The following is a 19903-nucleotide window of genomic DNA, read 5'->3' as shown; positions in this document are numbered from 1 at the left end:
TTTGGAGAGAATTATGAATTATCGGTCAGTACGAAGGTCTGTATTCAGCTTCGTAGTATGTACGATGTTTTTCGCAGGAAGCGCATCCTTGTTTGCGGATCCTTATTGGGGAACATTCAAGAAGGACAGCTGTACGTCAATTTTCCCTGGAAAACGTCAGTATTCAGCAATCCTTTACGGGATCCCTTCGGGCCAGAGTTGGGAAACTACCTGCGCGAATATGGGAGCAACCATTAACGGCCAAGTATTTACTAAGCCTAGTCGTTGTAAGAACACTGGTTTGAATATGTGGGGAGAATTCGATCTAATCGATGATTCCTGCGAAGCAAACTGGTCAGCTACAGATGATGGCGGTGGATATAACTGGACTCATAAGAATGACGGTTGCCAAACCTCTGGAACTTACGCGGGCAAAAGAAAATATTCTTCCCGTATTTGGAACGTAGTAGGTGTCACCTGGGAAGCAGCTTGTGCACAATTACCTATTACTATCGCAGGTAAAACTTATACAACTCCTACAAAATGTGTGAATACCGGCACCACAGGAATGTGGGGAGAATGGTATGTTGCAGATTCAAGTTGTGAGTCCGCTCCAAAAGCGTATGCAAGAGGAACTCAGGATTCTCTCAAAAGATCAGGAACTCTTTCAGGTTATGTGGATCTTCATACTCACCCAATGGCTCACCTAGGTTTTGGAGGAGTGATCTTCCATGGTGCTCCTTATGGAGAACCAGCAACTGCACTCGCAGATTGCCCTAGTATGTCTAACGAAGGCCACTCTGCAGGACACTCCAGAGTAGAAGCAATCGTTCAAGATGATATTATTGGAGCTCTACTTTCTACAGCAAAACATGATAATAGAGGATACGCAAGTTTCCCCTATTGGCCTGCAAACAATAGTTACACTCACCAAACAATGTATTATGAGTGGATCAAACGTGCCTATGAAGGTGGCCTACGAACTATGGTTGTTCTTGCTGTAAACGGTGATTATATGTTCGGAGCAACAGACAATGGTCTTCCGGATATTATCAAAGGTATCGCAATTGCAACTGATCCTGTTTATGATCTAAACGACATGAACACTTTACGTCGTCAGACCCAAGCAGTATATGATATGCAGACTTGGATCGATCAGAAGAGCGGTGGAGCGGGACTCGGATGGTTCCGTATCGTAAAAACTCCTGCAGAAGCACAAAGTGTGATCGCTGCTGGTAAACTTGCAGTGGTTTTAGGTGCAGAAGTAGATTACCTAGTAGATTGTACTACAACAACTTGTACTGATTCGATGATCACCCAAGGTGTCCAAGCAATGTATGACGCAGGTTTACGTTATATATTCCCAATCCACTTAAAAACCAACGGATTCGGTGGAGCTGGACTCTATAATATCCTTGGAAGTGGAACAAAGTATGACTGTAAACATTACGGACAAGATTGTAACGTAGCAGGTTTAACTTCTTACGGACCTAAGATCATGAAAGCCCTAATGCAAAAAGGTATGATCATAGACGTGGGACACATGTCCGCAAGATCCTTGGAAGGAGCTTTGACTTATGCAGAACAACAAGCTTATCCAGGTATTGTAACCGGTCACACTGGTGTATATGATATGGCGAATAAAGCAAATCGTCATGAGGCAAATCCGACAGGCGCTGCTCTCAAACGTATCATTGCACTCGGTGGAATGATCGGACTTATCCCAGGACAAGGAAATCTGGATGAAGTAGGAGAGTGGAGACAAAACTCTGATGGTTCTTATATCTCTCACGCTTGTGGAGGAACCACCCAGACATTTGCACAATCTTATCAGTATCTTAGAAATCTGATCGGAGACCAAGCTTATGACGGAAGAATTTCAGTCGGAACAGACTTTAACGGATTCGCTCATATGCCAGGACCTCGTTACGGAACTCGTGCATGTCCAGGAGGAGTGTCTACAATCGCTCAACCTGATTCTGCTAAAGTAGGATATCCTTTTGCTCCGGATGCTTCCATTAGAAAAGCTGCAACTCTTTCAGCTTTACCTTCTCTTGGAAAATATACATTCGGGAACAGGACTTTCGACTTCAATACAGAAGGAGCTTCTCATATTGGACTTATGCCTGACTTCTTTGAAGATTTAAGACAGCAAGGACTCAAACGTTCCGATCTGGAACCAGTGTATCGTTCTGCTGACTTCTTCACTACTATGTGGGCGAATGCAGTCACAAGAGGTGCAAGCATCCAATAAAGAAATCTAACGAAATAGATTTTATTAGCCCGCCAAACCCTGCGGGCTTTTTTTTTGCCTACTTGAAAGTGAGAGAATTTGTAAAACCAGGAGGAGCCTGTGGGAGCGAGTGAGAGTTTCTTAACCCAGCATATCTTTCAGAGTGTTATAATTTGATCTAGATAAGGCAACTTCTGCGGAATCGCCTAGAAGGACTTTAAAATGATTTCCTTTGCCATGTAGGATCTTTTTTACTTCGGATAGATTGATAATAAAGGATCGATGAGAACGGAAAAAATCTGAATTGAGTTCAGCTAGAACAGATTCCATTGTTTTACGGATCAGTTCTTTTCTACCAGACTTAAGATGGATCTCAGTAAAATTACCTGAGGCTTCTAAATATAGAATGTCCTGAAAACGGATCACCTCTATCATTCCATCCTTTTTTAAGGAAATGCTATTCTTACGCATAGAATCTGCTTTAGAAGCGGACGCAGACTTCATACGATCAATTGCAGCAATAAATCTTTCCCTCGTGAATGGTTTTGCCACAAAGTCCAAAACACCAAAATCAAATGCGCTTACTGCATTTTGTTTATCAGAAGAAATCACTATTGTATAGAATGAATCTTTTTCAGGTAGCTTTAGTATCTCATAACCAGATTGTCCTTTTAGATTAATATCCAAAAGAAGAAGATCGATAGGATTTTCTTTGATACTATAAAGAGCAGGAGTCAATTCATCGAATGTTTTGAGAGAGACTAGGCTTTTTCCAAATGCCTCTCTGCAATAATGCTGGATGGTCCTTGCCATCAGCTTATCATCCTCAACTAGAACAGCTCTCACCATGCTTAGCGAGTTCTATAAAAAATTCTCAAATGGTCAATCTGAAATTTTCATTCTAGAAAATAGAAGTATGAATGTTGCTCCTTGTCCGGGTTTACTCTCTAAACTGATCTTTGCATTTAATAGTTCTACTAATCTATGAACTGCATACAGCCCTACACCTGTAGAAGGTTCATTGCCAGTAGGTTTAGCAGAGAGTCGAGTGAATCTGGAGAATAAAAGTTTCTTATCCTCATCAGTAAATCCTTTTCCTTCATCCCTGATCTGGATCTGTATAAAATCACCATTATCTTTTATCAATTTAGAATGAATGAATATAGAACCGCCTGGTGGAGAATATTTTACCGCATTTGAAACCAAATTATCTAAAATACTCGCGACTGCCTTTCTATCCGAACGGATCTTTAGATCTTCCTTATCAAATTGAGTATGGAACTTTATTCTTTTGAGAGAAGCTTGGTAATCAAAGTTTTGGATAGTAGATCTTATATAAGAATTTAGATTAAAAATATCATAATCTATCTTAATATTCTCAAAACCGGAAGCTGCGATCCCAACAAGATCATCAATATGCCCTAGGATTTTCCTGGAAGAACTTTCTATATCGGAGAGGATCTCTTTTTTCTCCTTATCTGAAAATGATTTTAGGTTTTTGCGTAGTATCGTACTAATACTCATGATCCCGGAAAGTGGGCTTTTAAGATCATGAACTGCGATACTGATCATATCACTTTTGTTTGTATCTTCTTCCCTCAACCTTTCATTCAAACGAATGATCCTTTGGGTTTTAAGATAAGTATTCGCCAAAGTTAAGAAGGAGACACGATCAAAGATCAGGATTAAAAACAGGGTCACAAGAGGGTTTTGTATAAGTACGGGTTCTCTATTCCCACTATAATAAATGAAACTGTATAGAATTGCATAATTGATCGTATAGATAAAATATTTGGTATGGTCCGGAAACCTGAACATGATCGCAACACTGAACATTGCGGTGGAGAAGAGCGAGATCTCAGGGAGTCTCGGAAATACAACAACTGTGATACAAGTCCCGGTTAAGGAAAGAAGAAGTACTCCAAGCCTACAAAACAATTTGATCCGGTCTAGATCTGCCCTGTGCAAACGGCCCGAATTCAAAAGAACGTTCATGGTGAGAAAAACCGAATAAAAGACCAGGTCGAATAGAACGAATGAATTGTCCTTAGCATCCGAAAATGCATCTACCAGATCATAAAATGCAAATGGTAGAATGATGATAGGAAGGATCAGATAAACGTATCTGAGCACGATCAGAATTTCGAGGTAGGCGTTCCTTGTGAATACAGGAGCAAAGTTTACGGAAGAAAGTATCTTTGCCTTTCGATACTGCCTGAGTGCAAAACGATAATTAAGCCCGAAAAGAAACCGAAGTAACGCCTGCATATTTCCAAATTTATCCCTTTCCCTTTTAAAATACTCCCTTTTTTGTCCAATCATTCGATTTAGGAAAACTAGTGAAAAAACTTTGTCAAAAAGATGAATTAGAAAAGCCATAAATTCCAGAAAAAAGATTGTACTCATCTCCAAGAATACAAGCAATTATCATAGTACTACCTGTTCTAGTTTATAATTTTATGACTTAAGTACCGATTTTTATTCTTCTTTTGCTTTGCAAAAACTACTAGAGCATGTTTCCAAATATTTATAACATTTTTCTAATAAATAGTTACAAAGAATTTGCATAAAGGAGCATAATGTAATATACTGTTTGGCCGATGCTCTCTAAGAAAAACGCATTACTGATCTCTGCTGCTTTTGTTGTAGTTGTTCTCATTTTTATTTTTACTAGAAATCAGGCCGGAGCTTCTCAAGCTTCTTCCAAAAATATTTTTTCAGAAGGATTCTCTATCTTCTCCGGATTTATAGGTTCTGGACCTTCTTCTTCTACTTATAATGAAGATAACGCAGTTGTATCTGCCGCTTTATTAAAAAGCGAAACTCCAGACAATCTATACTGGGTGGCTGTTGCTACTCCCCAAGATGCTGGAGAAAAAAAAGCACAAGAAGAACTTTTAGAAAGCTGGGCTACATTGTACGGAAAAATTTATTCCGGAAAAGCAACCCGCAAAGAAATCGACCAATATTATACAGCACAAATAAAACTCCAGGAAGACCAACTGGAGTTACTGCGCTTAATGGAAGAAAGATATCCAGAGCGCCTTGATGACGAAAAACGCAGAATGATCTTAGCCGGCAAAGAACTGTACGGCAAAAAGCTGAAAAACGTAACCGAAGAATACAAAAAACATACAAACAATTAAGTAGGGAGAGATACGTATGAAAAGTCGGTCTTTGCGAGGGCCTGCGTTAGGCGTCGTATTCCTGGCTGTTTTTGCTACGAGTACGTCTATTTTTGGCGATCCATATTGGGGAACATTTAAGAAGGATGGTTGCACTGCAATTTTTCCTGGAAAACGTCAATATTCAGCGATCCTTTACGGGATTCCATCAGGACAGAGTTGGGAAACTACCTGTGCAAATATGGGAGCAACTATTAATGGCCAAGTATTCACTAAACCAAGTCGTTGTAAGAATACCGGATTCAATATGTGGGGAGAATTCGATCTAATCGAAGATTCTTGCGAGGCGAACTGGGCAGCAACAGATGACGGTGGTGGTTATAATTGGACACATAAGAATGATGGTTGCCAATCCTCTGGTACTTACGCGGGTAAAAGAAAGTATTCTTCCCGTATATGGAACGTAGTAGGAATAAGCTGGGAAGAAGCCTGCGCAAAATTGCCTCTTACTATCGCAGGTAAAACATATACAACACCTCATAGATGTGTGAACACAGGTGGAGCCACTGGAATGTGGGGAGAATGGTATGTTTCTGATTCAAGTTGTGAGTCTGCTCCCCAAGCTTATAATAGAGGAGCTAACGATTCTCTCAAGAGAACTGGAACTCTTCCAGGTTATGTAGATCTTCATACTCACCCAATGGCAAATTTAGGTTTTGGTGGAGTGATCTTCCATGGATCTCCATTCGGACCAGCAGCAACTGCGCTCGCAGATTGTCCAAGTATGTCTAGCGAAGGACATTCGGCAGGACACTCTAGAGTAGAAGCTATCGTTCAAGATGATATTATCGGAGCCTTACTCGGAACTGCTCGTCATGATAATAGAGGATATGCAGGTTTCCCTTATTGGCCTGCAAACAATAGTTACACTCACCAAACAATGTATTATGAATGGATCAAACGCGCCTATGAAGGCGGGATGAGAGCCATGGTAGTACTCGCAGTCAATGGTGATTATATGTTTGGAGCTACAGATAACGGACTTCCGGACATTATCAAAGGAATTGCGATCGCTACTGATCCAGTTTATGACCTGAATGACATGAACACTTTACGTAGACAAACCCAAGCAGTGTATGATATGCAAGCTTGGATCGATTCACAAAGTGGCGGTCCAGGACAAGGTTGGTTTCGTATCGTAAAAACTCCTGCAGAAGCACAAAGTGTTATCTCTGGAGGTAAACTTGCAGTGGTTTTAGGTGCAGAAGTAGACTATCTAGTAGATTGTACGGGAAGCAACTGTAACGATTCAATGATCACGCAAGGTGTACAAGAGTTGTATGATCTTGGATTACGTTATGTGTTCCCGATCCACTTGAAAACCAACGGATTCGGTGGAGCAGGTCTATACAATATTCTTGGAAGTGGAACTAAGTATGACTGTAAACACTACGGACAAGATTGTAATACCGCAGGTTTAACCACTTATGGACAAAAAGTCCTACGAGAGTTGATGAAAAAAGGAATGATCATCGACGTGGGTCACATGTCAGCAAAATCTCTGGACGGAGCGATTACATTCGCTGAACAACAATCTTATCCAGGTATCGTGACTGGTCACACTGGTGTATATGATATGGCGAATAAAGGAAATCGTCATGAGGCAAACCCGACAGGCGCTGCACTCAAACGTATCAGCACACTCGGTGGAATGATCGGGCTTATTACTGGCCAAGGAAATCTGGACGAAGTAGGTGAGTGGAGACAGAATAGTGACGGCTCTTATATCGCACATGCTTGCGGTGGAACTAGCCAAACATTCGCTCAGTCTTACCAATATCTTAAAAATCTAATAGGTGATCCAGCTTATGATGGAAGGATAGCTATCGGAACAGATTTTAACGGATTTGCTCATATGCCTGGACCTCGTTATGGAACTCGTGCTTGTCCAGGAGGAGTGTCTACAATCGCACAGCCTGAGGCTTCTAAAGTAGGATATCCATTCTCTCCGGATTCTTCGATTAGATTAGCAGCAACTCTTGCAGCGAACCCTTCTCTTGGAAAATACTCCTTCGGGAATAGGACATTCGACTTCAATACAGAAGGTGCGTCCCATATAGGGCTCATGCCAGACTTCTTTGAAGACTTAAGACAACAGGGAATGAAACGTTCCGATCTGGAACCGGTCTATAGATCCGCAGACTTCTTCACTACAATGTGGCAGAACGCGGTAAATAGAGGTGGAAGTATTCAGTAACTTAAACCAAGGCCCGCAAGCAAGCGGGCCTTTTTGTATCTGCTATCCAAAATAAAATATTTGGTCTTTGGAACTAAAAGTGAAGAATAGGTTCTAAGATAAAAAGAGCTTATTTTCCATGAGGCTTCTATTGAACCCTAAGACTCTAGTATCCTTATTCCTCTTACTTACTGTAGCTTGTTCCAACGGAGACACAGATTCTACGGATGATACTGCCGCAAGCTTACTTTACTCAGCATACGGAGCAAGCTTCACCCCAATGCCGTCTGCAGGATGCGCAGACTCAGCTGTTCCTACTATAGTTACCGGCGGATCTAATACATTTTCAGGAATTAGCTATTATTATTATTTCTATTCCTTCACCGGAAATGGTGGAACAAATACCTTCAATGTTACTTTTACAAGTGGGGAAGCCGACTTGTGGATCGGAACAGAAAACTCAGCACTAATCCCAACAGATTTCAGTCAGGTAGAATTTAGAAGTGAAAATATTGGGACTGAATCCTATTCTGGAGTAAGCACTACAAACGGTTCCACCCGTTGTTTGGTCATTCCAGTCACAGATGCCGGAACGATTACTCTATCCGTTCAGTGATCCCGCAAAGGACTTCCAATAAATAATTGACAACCGCTTTTTTAAGCTTATCTTTCCGTTCTCAGAATCCAGTAAGGAGCAAAACGGATGTCAACAAGCGAACCACTTAGCATAGTAGGTATCATTAAGAATAGTGTAGAATTAGGATTAAGAAATTTTTTATCCCTGCTTATTGCTTTCATTCTTTGGTTCATAACAGCATGGATCCCTTATCTAAATGTAGGAACATCTATCGGGTTATTTATCTTAATTCCAATCAAAATTGGAAGAGGAGAGTCTTTTTCACCTACTGATATTTTTAATAAAGAAAATAGAAAGTATATAGGTGAATATTTTCTAACGATCGGCTTTTTGATAATGGGATTTTATGCGGGTTTACTATTTTTCATTATCCCGTCATACGTAATCGCTGTTGCGTGGGGACAGGCTACTTCCCTATTATTTGATAAGGGTTACGATCCAATCCAAGCAATTAAAAAAAGCAATGAAATCACCTATGGCAAAAAATGGACTATATTCTTAGGCTCGCTTGCGTTAGTACTTAGTATAGTGATAGCTGCCTTTATTCTTAGCTATATAGCTGGTCTAATCAGTCAATATCTAGTATATTTAATAATGTTTGTGATCAGTATAACTTTTATGCCAATTATGATCTCTTCTAACGGATATATCTACAATACCTTAACAAAAGAAGCAGAATTATAATCCCAATAAAAAAGGCACCGAAACCGGTGCCTTTTTTACAAACTAATAAATTAATTTTATCTAAAATAACTCATCATCATCTGCAGGAGGAGTAGCAGCTCTGGTAGAAGTTTCAGACTTAGGGCTTGCTGTTTTCTTTTGGGTTTCACTACTTCCTGATTTGGAAAGATATTCTATTTTTCCTTCTGCTTCTGCTAAGATAGATTGGCAAAGAGTTCTAAGCTCCATTCCTCTTTCATAAGATTTGATGGATTCTTCTAGGGTTAATTGCCCCCTTTCCAAATTTTCAGCGATTTGCTCTAATTCGGTTAAGGCCTGTTCAAAACTGATTTCTGTTTTTTTGCTCATTGTATTTCACCTTGGTAAGAAACCCGAATCCTACCTTCCGCCAATATGACTTCTAGTTCTTCCTCTTTCTCCAATTGTGCCGGAGATGTAACGACTTTTTTTCCTTTCTTACGAACCACAGAATATCCTCTTTTTAAGGTTCCTAAAGGGGAAAAACCTTCTAACTTTCCAGATAGAAGTTGGAACTCCTTCTTCTTCCTTTCCAACTGGGATTTGAAAGAAGTTAAAAGTCCAGTTGATACAGGGTTAAATTTGCTCTGGGCGCTCATTAGATAATTTTTGCCCAATAAATGTATCCTGGAATTGATCTCATCTAATTGTAAGATCCTATCATTCAACATGGATCTAGGATCTAAGAATGCTTTTTTATTTGTGAGTATCCTAAACTTTTCTTTCAAATTGTTTGCTTGATTTTTTAAAGCTGTCTTAAGTCGGATTTCAAATTCTGCAAGTCCTGATTCTATAAGTTCCATTTCAGGTACAGCCATTTCTGCTGCGGCCGTAGGAGTTGGAGCAAAATGGTCTGCTGCTAAATCAGAAAGAACAGAATCAATCTGGTGACCAACCGCAGAAATAATAGGAACACGACTCCCGGCAAATGCGAGAACCACTTTTTCGTCGTTAAAAGCCATTAGATCTTCTGTGCTTCCGCCACCTCTGCCGACGATAATCAAATCTACATCCCACTTAGGATCATTTAACTCTTTAATCGCAGAAATAATAGAATCTGGAGCTCCATCTCCTTGCACAAGACAAGGGGAGATTAAAATATCTATATTAGGAAATCTTTGTTTAGAAATACGGATAATATCTTCGATGGCTGCCCCGGTGGGTGAAGTAGCAACACCAATTCTCCATGGGAATGCAGGAAGTTTCCTTTTTCTTTCCGGATCAAACAACCCTTGGGCAGCAAGTTTTCTTTTTAATTCTTCTATCTGGAGTAGAAGGTCCCCCTGGCCCAGTTCCTCTATTTTAGAAATATTTAAATTATATTGTCCTCTTGGTTCGTATACGGAGATTGCACCAAATGCTTTAATCTCCATTCCGTTTTCTAAAGGTTTTCCTTTATATCTTCCATTACTATAAGAGAAAAAAGTACATGCGATAAGAGATTTGGGATCTTTTAAGTTAAAATAAATATGGCCTTGGTGGGATTTGGAATAATTAGAGATCTCTCCCTGGATCCAGATATTTCTAAGAATGTCAGGACCTGTCAGAAGTTGTTTAACGATAGAATTGATTTCCGAAACGGAATATGTTTTTGTTTCTTCCATCCGAACTTAGCTGGCAAAAAAATCTTTTCTGTATAATTTCCAGAAGTCCCAAAGGATCACAACCATTGTGACTGCAACTGGCCCGAGCACCAGTCCCATGATGCCGAACTCTTGGATACCACCGATCAATGACAAAAATATCAGCAAAGGATGTATCCTAAGCTTTTTATCCAGCATCTTAGGTTTTACAACATTCTCTAAAACAATATATAAGGTGAGGCCCATTACCATGAATAAGCTCGCACCAATAATATTATTCTCAATGAACATCAAATAAAGACCGATCGGCAACCAAACCACCGAGGTTCCAATCACGGGGATCAAAGAGAAAAATGCAGCAAGGCTCGCGTATAAGAAGGGGTTGGAAATTTTTGCAAATAAAAGAAGAATATAAACTCCAGCTCCCTGCATAATGGAAACAATTAGATTTCCTTTAAATACAGTTTGTACAGCAGAAGCGATTTTTCTTCCCACTTGCTCTTCTACCTCAGTAGAAAATGGTAAATTGTCCAAAATGAATCTTTCCATCTTTCTTCCATCTTGGTAGAAGAAAAACAAAAGTAAAAGTGAGAAGAATAGATTCATGATAATCCCAGCAGGAAGATCAATGGAACCCAAAATAAAAGAGGAAGCATTACTTAAAACAGCGTATAAGCTATCCAAGTTCAGAATATCTATATAGTTCTTAGCGAAATCTCCATAAATTTCAGGAAGTTTCACCCAGAAAAATGGGTTATCTGTAAAAAGGTCAGTGAGTATATTCAAACTCATGATCGTATCTATGATCTTGTCTTCAGAAAGAGAGATCCTTATCTTAAATAGAATAGATAGAGATTCTTCGATCAAAGTGCGGATCATAAAATAAGAAGGCAAAATTACGATCATACAAACAGAACCGATCATGATCCAAGGAGCCAGAGGCTCGAACTTAGGACCTACCAATCTTCTTAATTGTTTATATTGTTTGCGAGTGGCTAAGTATAAGATCAAAGCGACAAGTGCAGAATAAAAATAAGGCCTTAAAACTACAAAGAGTAGAAATCCTGTCCCGATGCAGAATACACCTAGGATCAGGTTAAAAAGTTTTCGGTTGGTTTCTTGTCCTTCTTTAGGGGACATCAAAATCCTCCGTTCGTGGTTTTCTGGAATAATTTTACAATACTTCCTTTTTCTTCGGGATGGATGGTGATCGCGAGTATCTTATGCCTAAGAACATCCACTAAATACAAACTTTTCTGCTCAGATTTTTGGCTTTGTAAAATTTTATGACCAAAACTGGAGATCAGATATTCGTAATATCTCTCCATTGTAGTTTTTGGAAGAGAAGTTTTAAAAACTACGACCGCTTCTTTATTATCCAGAAGGCGATCCGCTTTTAATTCGGTAAAAAATAATACCTCTGAATCATCCGGAACAAAATTACTTGGAATGGAAGAAGGTGCCTTATATGGCTTTTCCACTATAGTGAGCTGGTTATGCCTGAAAATTTTAGGTCTGTCCTTGACCTTTTTAGTTTTTACAGGATCAGGACTCATCAAATCGGGCAATTTGGTATCCTGAGCAAAAAGAGAAAAATTCCCGATCAGTAAAAATACTAAAACCGAACCGAGGACTTGCGAGAAACTACGGCCTTCCACGAAATTTAGTTGAATCTACCGCTTCCCCCTTGACAATCCTTTTCTAGATGCAATTCGCCGGATTCGATTTTTATATCCAAACTCTATTGGATTGGGTATCCGGTCTGCCCAGCGCCCTGGTCTGGTTTTTTTTCGCATTTTCCAATTTTACTGAAAACGTTTTCCCTCCTTGGCCAGGTGATACTGTCACTGCATTCGGAGGATTTTTGCTCGCAAGAGGCGCTTTAAGTTTTTGGGAGCTAGTCTCTAGTACCTTAGTTGGAAATCTTGCAGGCGCCTGGGTGATGTATGCATTCGGTCATAAGTTGCTGGATTGGCTGAAAACTAAAAACTTCCCATTCAAATCAGAACTTTATAACGAAGAATCCATACAAAAGACCTTGGATTGGTTTTCCAGAAACGGAATAGTAGTAGTGATCTTTTCCAGATTCTCCGCAGGGATACGATTTTTTGTTTCTATTGTTGCGGGAATGGTGGAGATGAAACCGATCTTGTTTTTCTCCGCATTCACATTAGCAGTTACTATCTGGTGCGGGATATTGATCTACGGAGGATTTTATCTAGGATCTCATTGGGAGAAGGTTTTAGAATTTTTAGCTCTGTATAATAAAATTTTTACAGGCTTCTTCGTGACCGCAGTTCTTGGATTTATAATTTATAAAAAGTTTTTAGAAAAAAGAAAGGAGGCCTAGGCTTCCAATACTTCTTTTAAAGTTTTTACAAACTTTTTATGAATAGATTCTGTTTCTACAGGAAGTTCTAATTTTTTAGCCAGTTCCAGTAAAACATTCGGTTCAATCACTTTTCCTTCGAACCATTGCCCGGCCATATCACCTGAAATTTTCAAAACAGAAGAAAGATCTAAAATTTCTCTTTCTACCATCACAAGAGCGAAACCTAAAGCACCATCTGTAGGAATATAAGGTACAATTCCTTCTGTCTTCCATGGATCTAAACCTGTAGGAAGCGCACTTCTTACATTCCATTTCATTTCATCGGAAGGAGGACCTAATTCGGTTTTATTAATAAGAACTAACTGAACTGGATTGATATCACCGTGGATCCTACGATTTTCTTCTGCAAGTTCTCGGATCAATTTTGCATTATCTCGCGTAATTGCATCTCTTCCTAAAAAGTTAAGCTTGTATAGATAATCTTCTAATTCTTTGCCTTGTAATGCTCCAGTCAGAATGAACTGATACAAAGTAAAGATCAGATAATCACTTTCAGTATTATCTCCGAGCAAAATTTCCCTAGAGTTTGTAGGAAGATAGATCCTATCTCTCAAAAGGATCGTAAGTTTATACGCCAATTGATCAAATAAACTTTGGAAAGAAGATCCAGCAAATTTACGAACTCTTTCTACTGCTCCCCAAAGACCTTCTGTCAAAAATCGAGTTGGATGAGAAAGAGTATCCCAAAACTTATCCACCATTCCTTTCAAAGTACCTTCTAAATACTTTAAATGAAGAGATTCTGTTTTAACACCTTGGGTTCTAAATGTAGAAAGCAGGGTCCTTCTAAAAAAATGAGGACTCGCAGAAATAAAACAAAGTGGAGAATCAGTCGTAGCCTCTCTCAATTCTTTGAATAAAGTAGGCATCCCAGGCAAAGGTAATTTCTGCTCAGGTGTTTCGAATAATGTGGAAATTTTTCCCTTATTGGAATGGATATCTGTAGCAAGGTAAGTCTGGTCAATATCAGAAGTAGTTACGATCCCGGTATATTCTTCAGATAAAATACGTAATGCACCCATTCCGATCAAACTCTGGGAGACTAACTCATGTTTGCCAGGAGTGTTTAAGTATGCAAGGTCCTTTCCAAACTGTCTGTAAGAATCAGGTTTTAAGAAATGAATATGAAATGTATAATTTCCTGGAGCTAAAGGAAAGGTAAACTCATGAAAGAAAAATCCGCTTTCGTCACCTCTGATCTCAGGAGAACGATGTAACACTTTTCCGGACTGGTCCACAATTTCCGCTACAAGGATAGGTTTACGAACTGACTCAAGTCCGTAGTCTAAAAACGGAGTGATCTCTTTTTCTTGTCCTTGGAAGAGTCCTGTAAGAAGGTCCCATTTTTTAGGATCCGTCATTTCTTCGCTGACGGAGATATCTACTACTTGGCCTCGGATATAATAACGGTTTTCTCTTCCGAGAGTTCCTCCGCAAATTGCGGCCCTACGTTTTTCCGTATTCTTGGAAATTTTGCGTTCTGTTTCTTCCGTCACAAGCTTGTAGGATTCCTTTTAAACATTTTGGGAAAGGAAAACTCTAACATGGGGCTTCTAAAGGGAAAGCAAAAATCCAATTTCTTTGTTTTCGAGAGAAAAGGTCCGCCTAGGATGGTCTTAGAATGGCGAGAGGGAAACATTCGGACGGGAACCGAAAAGGCCCCAAGTCAATTTATATCCGTAAAATGAGATATGAAGAGGCATATCGGCTCTTGGACCGGGAAATCCAAGCCGCATTCATGAAAGGGGAAACCCTGGTAGAAGTTGTACACGGTATAGGCGAGGGAATTTTGAAAAAAATGACTGACGACTATATCAAAGCACATTCCTTTCTAAAAATTTTAGAAGATGGGGGACTTCACCTGGCAAATAACCCAGGTTCCACACTTGTGGAGATCATGGGCCCATCTTCGGAAGATCTAAAAAAGTATTTAAAATAAATGGGAAACACAATACCAAAAGTCCAAATCCTGGATGTAACTCTCAGAGATGGAGAGCAAACCAGAGGTGTAAGTTTCTCAGCTTCCGAAAAACTAAATATCGCAAAATTTCTATTACAAAATCTGAAAGTAGATAGAGTAGAGATCGCATCCGCCAGAGTCTCTCAGGGAGAATTGGAAAGTGTCCGTGGGATCATGTCCTGGGCAGCTTCCGAAGGTTTAGAAAAACGGATCGAAATTTTAGGATTCGTAGATTCTCACAAAAGTGTGGATTGGATCCTTGCTTCCGGAGCTAAAACCTTAAATCTACTCACTAAAGGTTCTCTCAAACATTTAGAAGGACAGCTCAAAAAAACTCCAAAAGAACATTTTGAAGAAGTATCCGAAACCATTCAATACGCCAAGAAAAATGGACTGGAAGTGAATATTTATTTGGAAGATTGGTCCAATGGATATTTAAACAGCAAAGAATATGTTTTGGATTTTGTTTCTCATCTTTCTAAAGAACCATTAGGCAAAATTTTCCTCCCGGATACATTGGGAGTCCTTTCTCCTGACGAAACATTTTCAGGCATTTCACTTCTTACCCAAAAACATCCTGAACTACATTTTGAATTCCATGGACATAACGATTACGATCTTTCCGTAGCAAACTGTTTATTTGCAGTCAAAGCGGGAGCAAAAGGTTTACACGTTAGCGTAAATGGATTGGGAGAAAGAGCAGGAAATTCTCCACTCGAAGCAGTAATCACAGCACTTCACGATAAAGTGGGCGTATGCACGGATGTGGACGAAAAATCTATCTCTGAAGCAAGCCGACTTGTGGAAGTTTTCAGCGGAAAAAGGATCTCTGCAAACCGCCCAGTCGTGGGAGAAGATGTATTCACCCAAACTGCAGGAGTTCACGCTGATGGAGACAAAAAAGGGAATTTATACGCGAATCCAATTCTGCCTGAACGTTTTGGTCGAAAAAGAAGTTACGCACTTGGCAAACTTGCAGGAAAAGCAAGCATCTCCGAAAATCTAAAACAACTTGGCCTTGTACTTTCTCCTGAAATAGAAAAAAAGGTTTTGGAAAAAGTAATAGAGCTAGGTGATCAAAACAAAACAATCACACCGGAAGATCTTCCATTTATCATCGCAGATGTTTCCGGAAATTCGAGTGTACAAGCAATCAAGATACTGGGATGTAAGATCAACTCAGGAATTGGAATTCGTCCAAAAGCAAGTTTAGAATTAGAATACCAAGGTAAAAAATATTCTGAGGAAGGGGAAGGTGACGGAGGTTATGACGCATTCATGTCTGCTCTGACTAGTATCGCTTCTAAAGCAGGTCTTTCTATTCCAAGACTAGTCGACTACGAGGTTCGGATCCCTCCTGGTGGAAAAACGGATGCACTCGTGGAAACAATGATCACCTGGAATAAAGCACAGGAAAATCATGAAGAAGAAAATTTCAAAACCATGGGAATTCACTGCGACCAAACAGTAGCTGCAGTATTAGCTACAGAAAAAATGCTGAACTTAATTCTTCCTACATGGCAAACTTAAAACTGATGATCGTTGGCCTGGGCAATCCTGGCCAAAAATACGAAAGAAACCGTCATAATATTGGCTTTCTAGTCCTAGACGATCTTGCAAAAGATTGGGGAGTAGATCTAAACCGTTCCACCAAAGAAGAAAAAGGAAAAATAGATAAGGAAGGAGTTTCTTACTATTTTCTAAAACCTTTGGAATATATGAATCTTTCCGGAAAAGCAGTTAGCGAGCTTTCTCGCAAAAATGGGATCCCTCCCGAAAATATTTTAGTCATTCATGACGAAGTAGATTTTCCATTTTCCAAACTCAAATTCAAACAGAGTGGCGGAAACGGTGGTCATAATGGGATCAAGGACATCTCCGAAAAATTGGGATCACCTGATTTTTTTAGACTCAGATTTGGAGTGGGAAAACCTGGAGACAGTGCTCTTACTGCAGGACATGTTCTATCCAATTTCAACCAGGAAGAAATGAGCAAATTGCCAGAATTATTCGACCAGGCAAAACAAAAAATCAAGGATTGGGTCCGGGAAAGACAGATCATTTTTTCAAAAGCCTCCGATAAATAAACTATCCCGGATAGGCTTCGACTCCGGGGATTTTACTCCGGAGAAACCTGTGAGCGAATACGCGGTCAAACTTCCTTCTTTTCCTTCTGACATCCTGAATTCTGCCGCTACTCGTTTTTATGAATATCTGAGAGTGGAAAAAAATTATTCCCAAAACACTCTTAACGCTTATCTTTTAGATCTAAAATCATTCTTTGAATTTTGCCTACAAGAACAGATAGAAATCTACCAATTAGAATCAGTGGATGTTCGTTCTTATTTTGCATTCCTTTCTAAAAACCAAGGTTTGGACAGAAGGACCCAAAGTAGAAAACTTTCTAGCCTTAGGACATTCTACAAAGTATTATTAAAAGATAATTTGGTTCCGGGAAACCCGATACTTTCCGTTAATTTTCCTAAAACAAGAAAACAAGTTCCTAAAAATTTCAGGATAGAAGAGACCGAAAGTATTTTAGAGTACGAATACGAGAATGAAAACGCTTCCGAAATCCTAAATATCAGAGATAAAGCAATTTTAGAAGTTTTATATTCTTCTGGGCTCAGGGTTTTCGAATTAGTCGATGCGACTCTAGTACAATTATCTGCAGATCATACGATCTTAAAAGTTTTGGGTAAAAGAAGAAAAGAAAGATACGTATATTTAGGAAAAGAAGCCATCAAAAGTCTAAATGAATATTTAGATGTGCGTCCTAGATTCCGTCCCAGATCTGATGAAATTTTTCTGAATCAAAAGGGAAATAAACTGACGACCAGAGGGGTTCGTTATATTTTGAACGAGAGAAGGAAAAGAATGGGATGGGACAAACCCATTACCCCCCATAAATTCCGTCACACGTTCGCAACGGACTTACTCGATGCCGGCGCAGATATCCGCGCAGTCCAAGAGCTTTTGGGGCATTCCTCTCTATCCACCACCCAGGTTTACCTGAGCGTGAGTAAGGAAAAGATCAAAGAGGTCTACCGAAAGGCTCACCCACATGCAAGACTCGATAAATCCAAATAAAATTCATGCAACTACGATACTCTGCGTTCGCAAAGGCGGCAAAGTAGCGATCGCAGGTGACGGACAGGTTTCTTTCGGAAACACCGTCATGAAAAACACCGCAAGAAAAGTTCGTAAACTTTACTCTGATAAAATTGTGTCCGGCTTTGCAGGTTCTGCAGCGGACGCATTCACTCTATTCGAATTATTCGAAAAAAAAGTGCAGGAATTCGGAGGAAGTCTTTCCAGATCCGCGGTCGAACTTGCCAGAGAATGGAGATCGGACAGAGCGCTCCGAAGATTAGAAGCGATGCTGATCGTGGCCGATAAGGACGAATCCTTTTTAGTTTCCGGAACTGGAGATGTAATCTCACCTGATGACGGAATATTAGCGATCGGTTCCGGTGGAAATTACGCACTCTCCGCAGCAAGAGCATTGTACAATCATACAAATTTGGAACCTTCTCAGATAGTAAAAGAAGCCATGAACATAGCCGCAGATATTTGTATATACACAAATCATAATATAATAGTAGAGGAAATCGGACAATGAGCGAATTCCTTCCCCAAACAAATGAAATCAAATTAGGGGATGATGAACTCACTCCTAGACAGATCGTTTCTAAACTAGACGAACATATCATAGGACAGAAAAACGCCAAAAAAGCAGTGGCGATCGCTCTTCGAAACAGAACTAGACGCAGAAAACTAGATCCAGAACTTAGAGAAGAAATTTATCCTAAAAACATAATTATGATCGGCCCCACTGGAGTTGGAAAAACGGAAATCGCAAGAAGACTTTCCAAACTCTGCGGAGCTCCTTTCTTAAAAGTAGAAAGTACAAAATTTACAGAAGTAGGTTATGTAGGTCGGGACGTAGAAAGTATTATCAGAGATCTTGCAATGGTTTCACTGAATCTAGTCAAACAAGAATTCAGAAAAGAAGTAGAGGCAAAAGCAAAGGAAAGAGCAGAAGAAGCTCTGTTGGATATCCTACTCCCTTTCCCAGCTAAAACTTCTATCGCAGATCCTCATCCGCCGTCTATCGGCTTCTCCACAAATGAAGCGGAAGAAGAAAGAGAAAAAAGATTTATAGAAACCAGAGAGACTATGAGAAAGAAGCTCAAGTCTGGAAAACTAAACGAACAAATTATAGAGATAGATATTCCTCAAGCAGGCCCGCAAGGACTTCCTATGCTGCAAGTATTCGGAGCAGGAAATATGGAAGATCTAGATAATCATATACAAAATGTTTTGGGCGATCTAATGCCTAAAAAACAGAAAAAAAGAAAATTACCGATCCCAGAAGCTCTCAAAATTTTAGAAGAAGCAGAAGCCGAAAAACTTTTAGATCCAGACAAGTTACAAAGAGAAGCCCAAAAACGAGTAGAAGAAATGGGCATCGTATTCTTAGACGAGATAGACAAGATCGCAAGCAGAGAGGGAAGAGCTGGAGCAGATGTTTCCAGAGAAGGTGTACAAAGAGACTTACTTCCAATCGTAGAAGGTGCAACTGTAAACACTAAGATCGGCCCGATAGTAACGGATCATATTCTGTTTATCGCAGCAGGTGCATTCCATATGTCTAAACCTTCTGATCTTATCCCAGAATTACAGGGACGTTTTCCGATCAGAGTGGAACTCGAAAAATTATCCATGGACGATTTCGAAAAGATCTTAACTGCTCCTAGATCTTCCCTAGTAAAACAGTACCAAGCATTACTCGAAACAGATGGGATCAAAATAGAATTTGCTCTAGACGGGATCAAAGAGATCGCAAAGATGGCCTATGACATGAACGAAAAACATGAAAACATAGGCGCTCGCAGATTAAACACGATCATGGAAAGACTTTTAGAAGATCTAAGCTTCGAAGGCCCAGACTTACCGGAAAACCAAAGAAGCCTAACAATAGATCAAAAAGCAGTAGAATCCAAACTCAAAGGGATCGTTGAAGACAAAGACCTAAGCCGCTATATCCTCTGAG

General features: G+C 39.8%; 19 protein-coding genes. 12 read left to right on the top strand and 7 right to left on the bottom strand.

Annotated features, from left to right (window positions below; translation table 11 throughout):
- The first annotated feature begins 13 nt into the window (after nucleotides 1–13).
- Entirely contained in the window at nucleotides 14–2233 is a 2220-nt protein-coding gene (locus EHQ52_RS00205; RefSeq protein ID WP_135613266.1) for a membrane dipeptidase, read from the top strand.
- Between the two features lie 120 nt (nucleotides 2234–2353).
- Here the strand turns inward: EHQ52_RS00205 and EHQ52_RS00200 are convergent, their stop codons facing one another.
- The gene (locus EHQ52_RS00200; RefSeq protein WP_100711685.1) at nucleotides 2354–3061 is read right to left on the bottom strand and encodes a LytR/AlgR family response regulator transcription factor; all 708 of its coding nucleotides are present in this window, start codon (nucleotides 3059–3061) and stop codon (nucleotides 2354–2356) included.
- A gap of 33 nt (nucleotides 3062–3094) precedes the next feature.
- On the bottom strand, nucleotides 3095–4480 hold the full coding sequence (locus EHQ52_RS00195; RefSeq protein ID WP_244244757.1) for a sensor histidine kinase: 1386 nt from the start codon (nucleotides 4478–4480) through the stop codon (nucleotides 3095–3097).
- Between the two features lie 332 nt (nucleotides 4481–4812).
- On the opposite strand from EHQ52_RS00195, the gene EHQ52_RS00190 reads away from it, so the two are divergent.
- The 4 genes from EHQ52_RS00190 to EHQ52_RS00175 all read left to right on the top strand — a co-directional run bounded on the left by EHQ52_RS00190 (nucleotide 4813) and on the right by EHQ52_RS00175 (nucleotide 8894).
- A complete protein-coding gene (locus EHQ52_RS00190) occupies nucleotides 4813–5358 on the top strand; it encodes a hypothetical protein (protein WP_135613262.1) in 546 nt (181 codons plus the stop codon).
- A 16-nt stretch (nucleotides 5359–5374) separates the two neighbouring features.
- The gene (locus tag EHQ52_RS00185; protein WP_135613260.1) at nucleotides 5375–7594 is read left to right on the top strand and encodes a membrane dipeptidase; all 2220 of its coding nucleotides are present in this window, start codon (nucleotides 5375–5377) and stop codon (nucleotides 7592–7594) included.
- A gap of 118 nt (nucleotides 7595–7712) precedes the next feature.
- On the top strand, nucleotides 7713–8189 hold the full coding sequence (locus EHQ52_RS00180; RefSeq protein WP_135613259.1) for a hypothetical protein: 477 nt from the start codon (nucleotides 7713–7715) through the stop codon (nucleotides 8187–8189).
- 87 nt (nucleotides 8190–8276) lie between these two features.
- Complete coding sequence (locus tag EHQ52_RS00175; protein ID WP_135613257.1) at nucleotides 8277–8894, top strand: hypothetical protein; 618 nt, start codon at nucleotides 8277–8279, stop codon at nucleotides 8892–8894.
- Nucleotides 8895–8954: 60 nt separating this feature from the next.
- On the opposite strand, the gene EHQ52_RS00170 is transcribed toward EHQ52_RS00175, so the two are convergent.
- Genes EHQ52_RS00170 through EHQ52_RS00155 form a run of 4 tightly spaced genes read right to left on the bottom strand, consistent with a single transcriptional unit; the run spans nucleotide 8955 to nucleotide 12063 of the window.
- Nucleotides 8955–9242, bottom strand: coding sequence for an exodeoxyribonuclease VII small subunit (locus EHQ52_RS00170; RefSeq protein WP_135613255.1), 288 nt, complete (start codon nucleotides 9240–9242; stop codon nucleotides 8955–8957).
- Nucleotides 9239–10516: an exodeoxyribonuclease VII large subunit gene (xseA, locus tag EHQ52_RS00165; RefSeq protein ID WP_135613252.1), complete on the bottom strand. Its 1278-nt coding sequence runs from the start codon at nucleotides 10514–10516 to the stop codon at nucleotides 9239–9241. Before xseA ends, EHQ52_RS00170 begins: the two co-directional genes overlap by 4 nt.
- A gap of 6 nt (nucleotides 10517–10522) precedes the next feature.
- Nucleotides 10523–11635: an AI-2E family transporter gene (locus EHQ52_RS00160; RefSeq protein WP_135613249.1), complete on the bottom strand. Its 1113-nt coding sequence runs from the start codon at nucleotides 11633–11635 to the stop codon at nucleotides 10523–10525.
- Entirely contained in the window at nucleotides 11635–12063 is a 429-nt protein-coding gene (locus EHQ52_RS00155; protein ID WP_244244756.1) for a hypothetical protein, read from the bottom strand. The genes EHQ52_RS00160 and EHQ52_RS00155 overlap by 1 nt, the downstream gene beginning before the upstream one ends.
- 137 nt (nucleotides 12064–12200) lie before the next feature.
- Here EHQ52_RS00155 and EHQ52_RS00150 point away from each other — a divergent pair, with 137 nt between their 5' ends.
- Nucleotides 12201–12845: a DedA family protein gene (locus tag EHQ52_RS00150; RefSeq protein WP_135613243.1), complete on the top strand. Its 645-nt coding sequence runs from the start codon at nucleotides 12201–12203 to the stop codon at nucleotides 12843–12845.
- Here the strand turns inward: EHQ52_RS00150 and EHQ52_RS00145 are convergent.
- A complete protein-coding gene (locus EHQ52_RS00145) occupies nucleotides 12842–14383 on the bottom strand; it encodes a phosphatase domain-containing protein (protein WP_135613241.1) in 1542 nt (513 codons plus the stop codon). The genes EHQ52_RS00150 and EHQ52_RS00145 overlap by 4 nt on opposite strands.
- A 125-nt stretch (nucleotides 14384–14508) precedes the next feature.
- On the opposite strand from EHQ52_RS00145, the gene EHQ52_RS00140 reads away from it, so the two are divergent.
- The 6 genes from EHQ52_RS00140 to hslU are packed head-to-tail and all read left to right on the top strand — an operon-like array spanning nucleotide 14509 to nucleotide 19902.
- A complete protein-coding gene (locus EHQ52_RS00140; protein ID WP_135613239.1) occupies nucleotides 14509–14826 on the top strand; it encodes a Smr/MutS family protein in 318 nt (105 codons plus the stop codon).
- Entirely contained in the window at nucleotides 14827–16377 is a 1551-nt protein-coding gene (cimA, locus tag EHQ52_RS00135) for a (R)-citramalate synthase CimA (RefSeq protein ID WP_135613237.1), read from the top strand.
- Complete coding sequence (pth, locus tag EHQ52_RS00130) at nucleotides 16365–16934, top strand: aminoacyl-tRNA hydrolase (protein ID WP_135613235.1); 570 nt, start codon at nucleotides 16365–16367, stop codon at nucleotides 16932–16934. The genes cimA and pth overlap by 13 nt, the downstream gene beginning before the upstream one ends.
- 49 nt (nucleotides 16935–16983) lie before the next feature.
- Nucleotides 16984–17937 (top strand): tyrosine recombinase XerC, encoded by a 954-nt coding sequence (locus tag EHQ52_RS00125; protein ID WP_135613233.1) that lies wholly within the window; start codon nucleotides 16984–16986, stop codon nucleotides 17935–17937.
- Nucleotides 17912–18469, top strand: coding sequence for an ATP-dependent protease subunit HslV (gene hslV, locus EHQ52_RS00120; protein ID WP_425269081.1), 558 nt, complete (start codon nucleotides 17912–17914; stop codon nucleotides 18467–18469). The genes EHQ52_RS00125 and hslV overlap by 26 nt, the downstream gene beginning before the upstream one ends.
- On the top strand, nucleotides 18466–19902 hold the full coding sequence (gene hslU / locus EHQ52_RS00115) for an ATP-dependent protease ATPase subunit HslU (RefSeq protein WP_135613231.1): 1437 nt from the start codon (nucleotides 18466–18468) through the stop codon (nucleotides 19900–19902). Before hslV ends, hslU begins: the two co-directional genes overlap by 4 nt.
- The last annotated feature ends 1 nt before the right edge of the window (nucleotide 19903 follow it).

Source organism: Leptospira koniambonensis (genome assembly GCF_004769555.1).
In the GTDB taxonomy this organism is placed as follows: domain Bacteria; phylum Spirochaetota; class Leptospiria; order Leptospirales; family Leptospiraceae; genus Leptospira_B; species Leptospira_B koniambonensis.
Note: the sequence above shows the minus strand (reverse complement) of the source record. Positions and strands in the feature narration are given on the sequence as shown.

Coding starts and splice junctions, on each gene's coding strand:
- EHQ52_RS00205 (WP_135613266.1), top strand. CDS start 14: ATGAATTATCGGTCAGTACGAAGGTCTGTATTCAGCTTCGTAGTATGT.
- EHQ52_RS00200 (WP_100711685.1), bottom strand. CDS start 3,061: ATGGTGAGAGCTGTTCTAGTTGAGGATGATAAGCTGATGGCAAGGACC.
- EHQ52_RS00195 (WP_244244757.1), bottom strand. CDS start 4,480: ATGCAGGCGTTACTTCGGTTTCTTTTCGGGCTTAATTATCGTTTTGCA.
- EHQ52_RS00190 (WP_135613262.1), top strand. CDS start 4,813: ATGCTCTCTAAGAAAAACGCATTACTGATCTCTGCTGCTTTTGTTGTA.
- EHQ52_RS00185 (WP_135613260.1), top strand. CDS start 5,375: ATGAAAAGTCGGTCTTTGCGAGGGCCTGCGTTAGGCGTCGTATTCCTG.
- EHQ52_RS00180 (WP_135613259.1), top strand. CDS start 7,713: ATGAGGCTTCTATTGAACCCTAAGACTCTAGTATCCTTATTCCTCTTA.
- EHQ52_RS00175 (WP_135613257.1), top strand. CDS start 8,277: ATGTCAACAAGCGAACCACTTAGCATAGTAGGTATCATTAAGAATAGT.
- EHQ52_RS00170 (WP_135613255.1), bottom strand. CDS start 9,242: ATGAGCAAAAAAACAGAAATCAGTTTTGAACAGGCCTTAACCGAATTA.
- xseA (WP_135613252.1), bottom strand. CDS start 10,516: ATGGAAGAAACAAAAACATATTCCGTTTCGGAAATCAATTCTATCGTT.
- EHQ52_RS00160 (WP_135613249.1), bottom strand. CDS start 11,635: ATGTCCCCTAAAGAAGGACAAGAAACCAACCGAAAACTTTTTAACCTG.
- EHQ52_RS00150 (WP_135613243.1), top strand. CDS start 12,201: ATGCAATTCGCCGGATTCGATTTTTATATCCAAACTCTATTGGATTGG.
- EHQ52_RS00140 (WP_135613239.1), top strand. CDS start 14,509: ATGGCGAGAGGGAAACATTCGGACGGGAACCGAAAAGGCCCCAAGTCA.
- cimA (WP_135613237.1), top strand. CDS start 14,827: ATGGGAAACACAATACCAAAAGTCCAAATCCTGGATGTAACTCTCAGA.
- pth (WP_135613235.1), top strand. CDS start 16,365: ATGGCAAACTTAAAACTGATGATCGTTGGCCTGGGCAATCCTGGCCAA.
- hslV (WP_425269081.1), top strand. CDS start 17,912: ATGCAAGACTCGATAAATCCAAATAAAATTCATGCAACTACGATACTC.
- hslU (WP_135613231.1), top strand. CDS start 18,466: ATGAGCGAATTCCTTCCCCAAACAAATGAAATCAAATTAGGGGATGAT.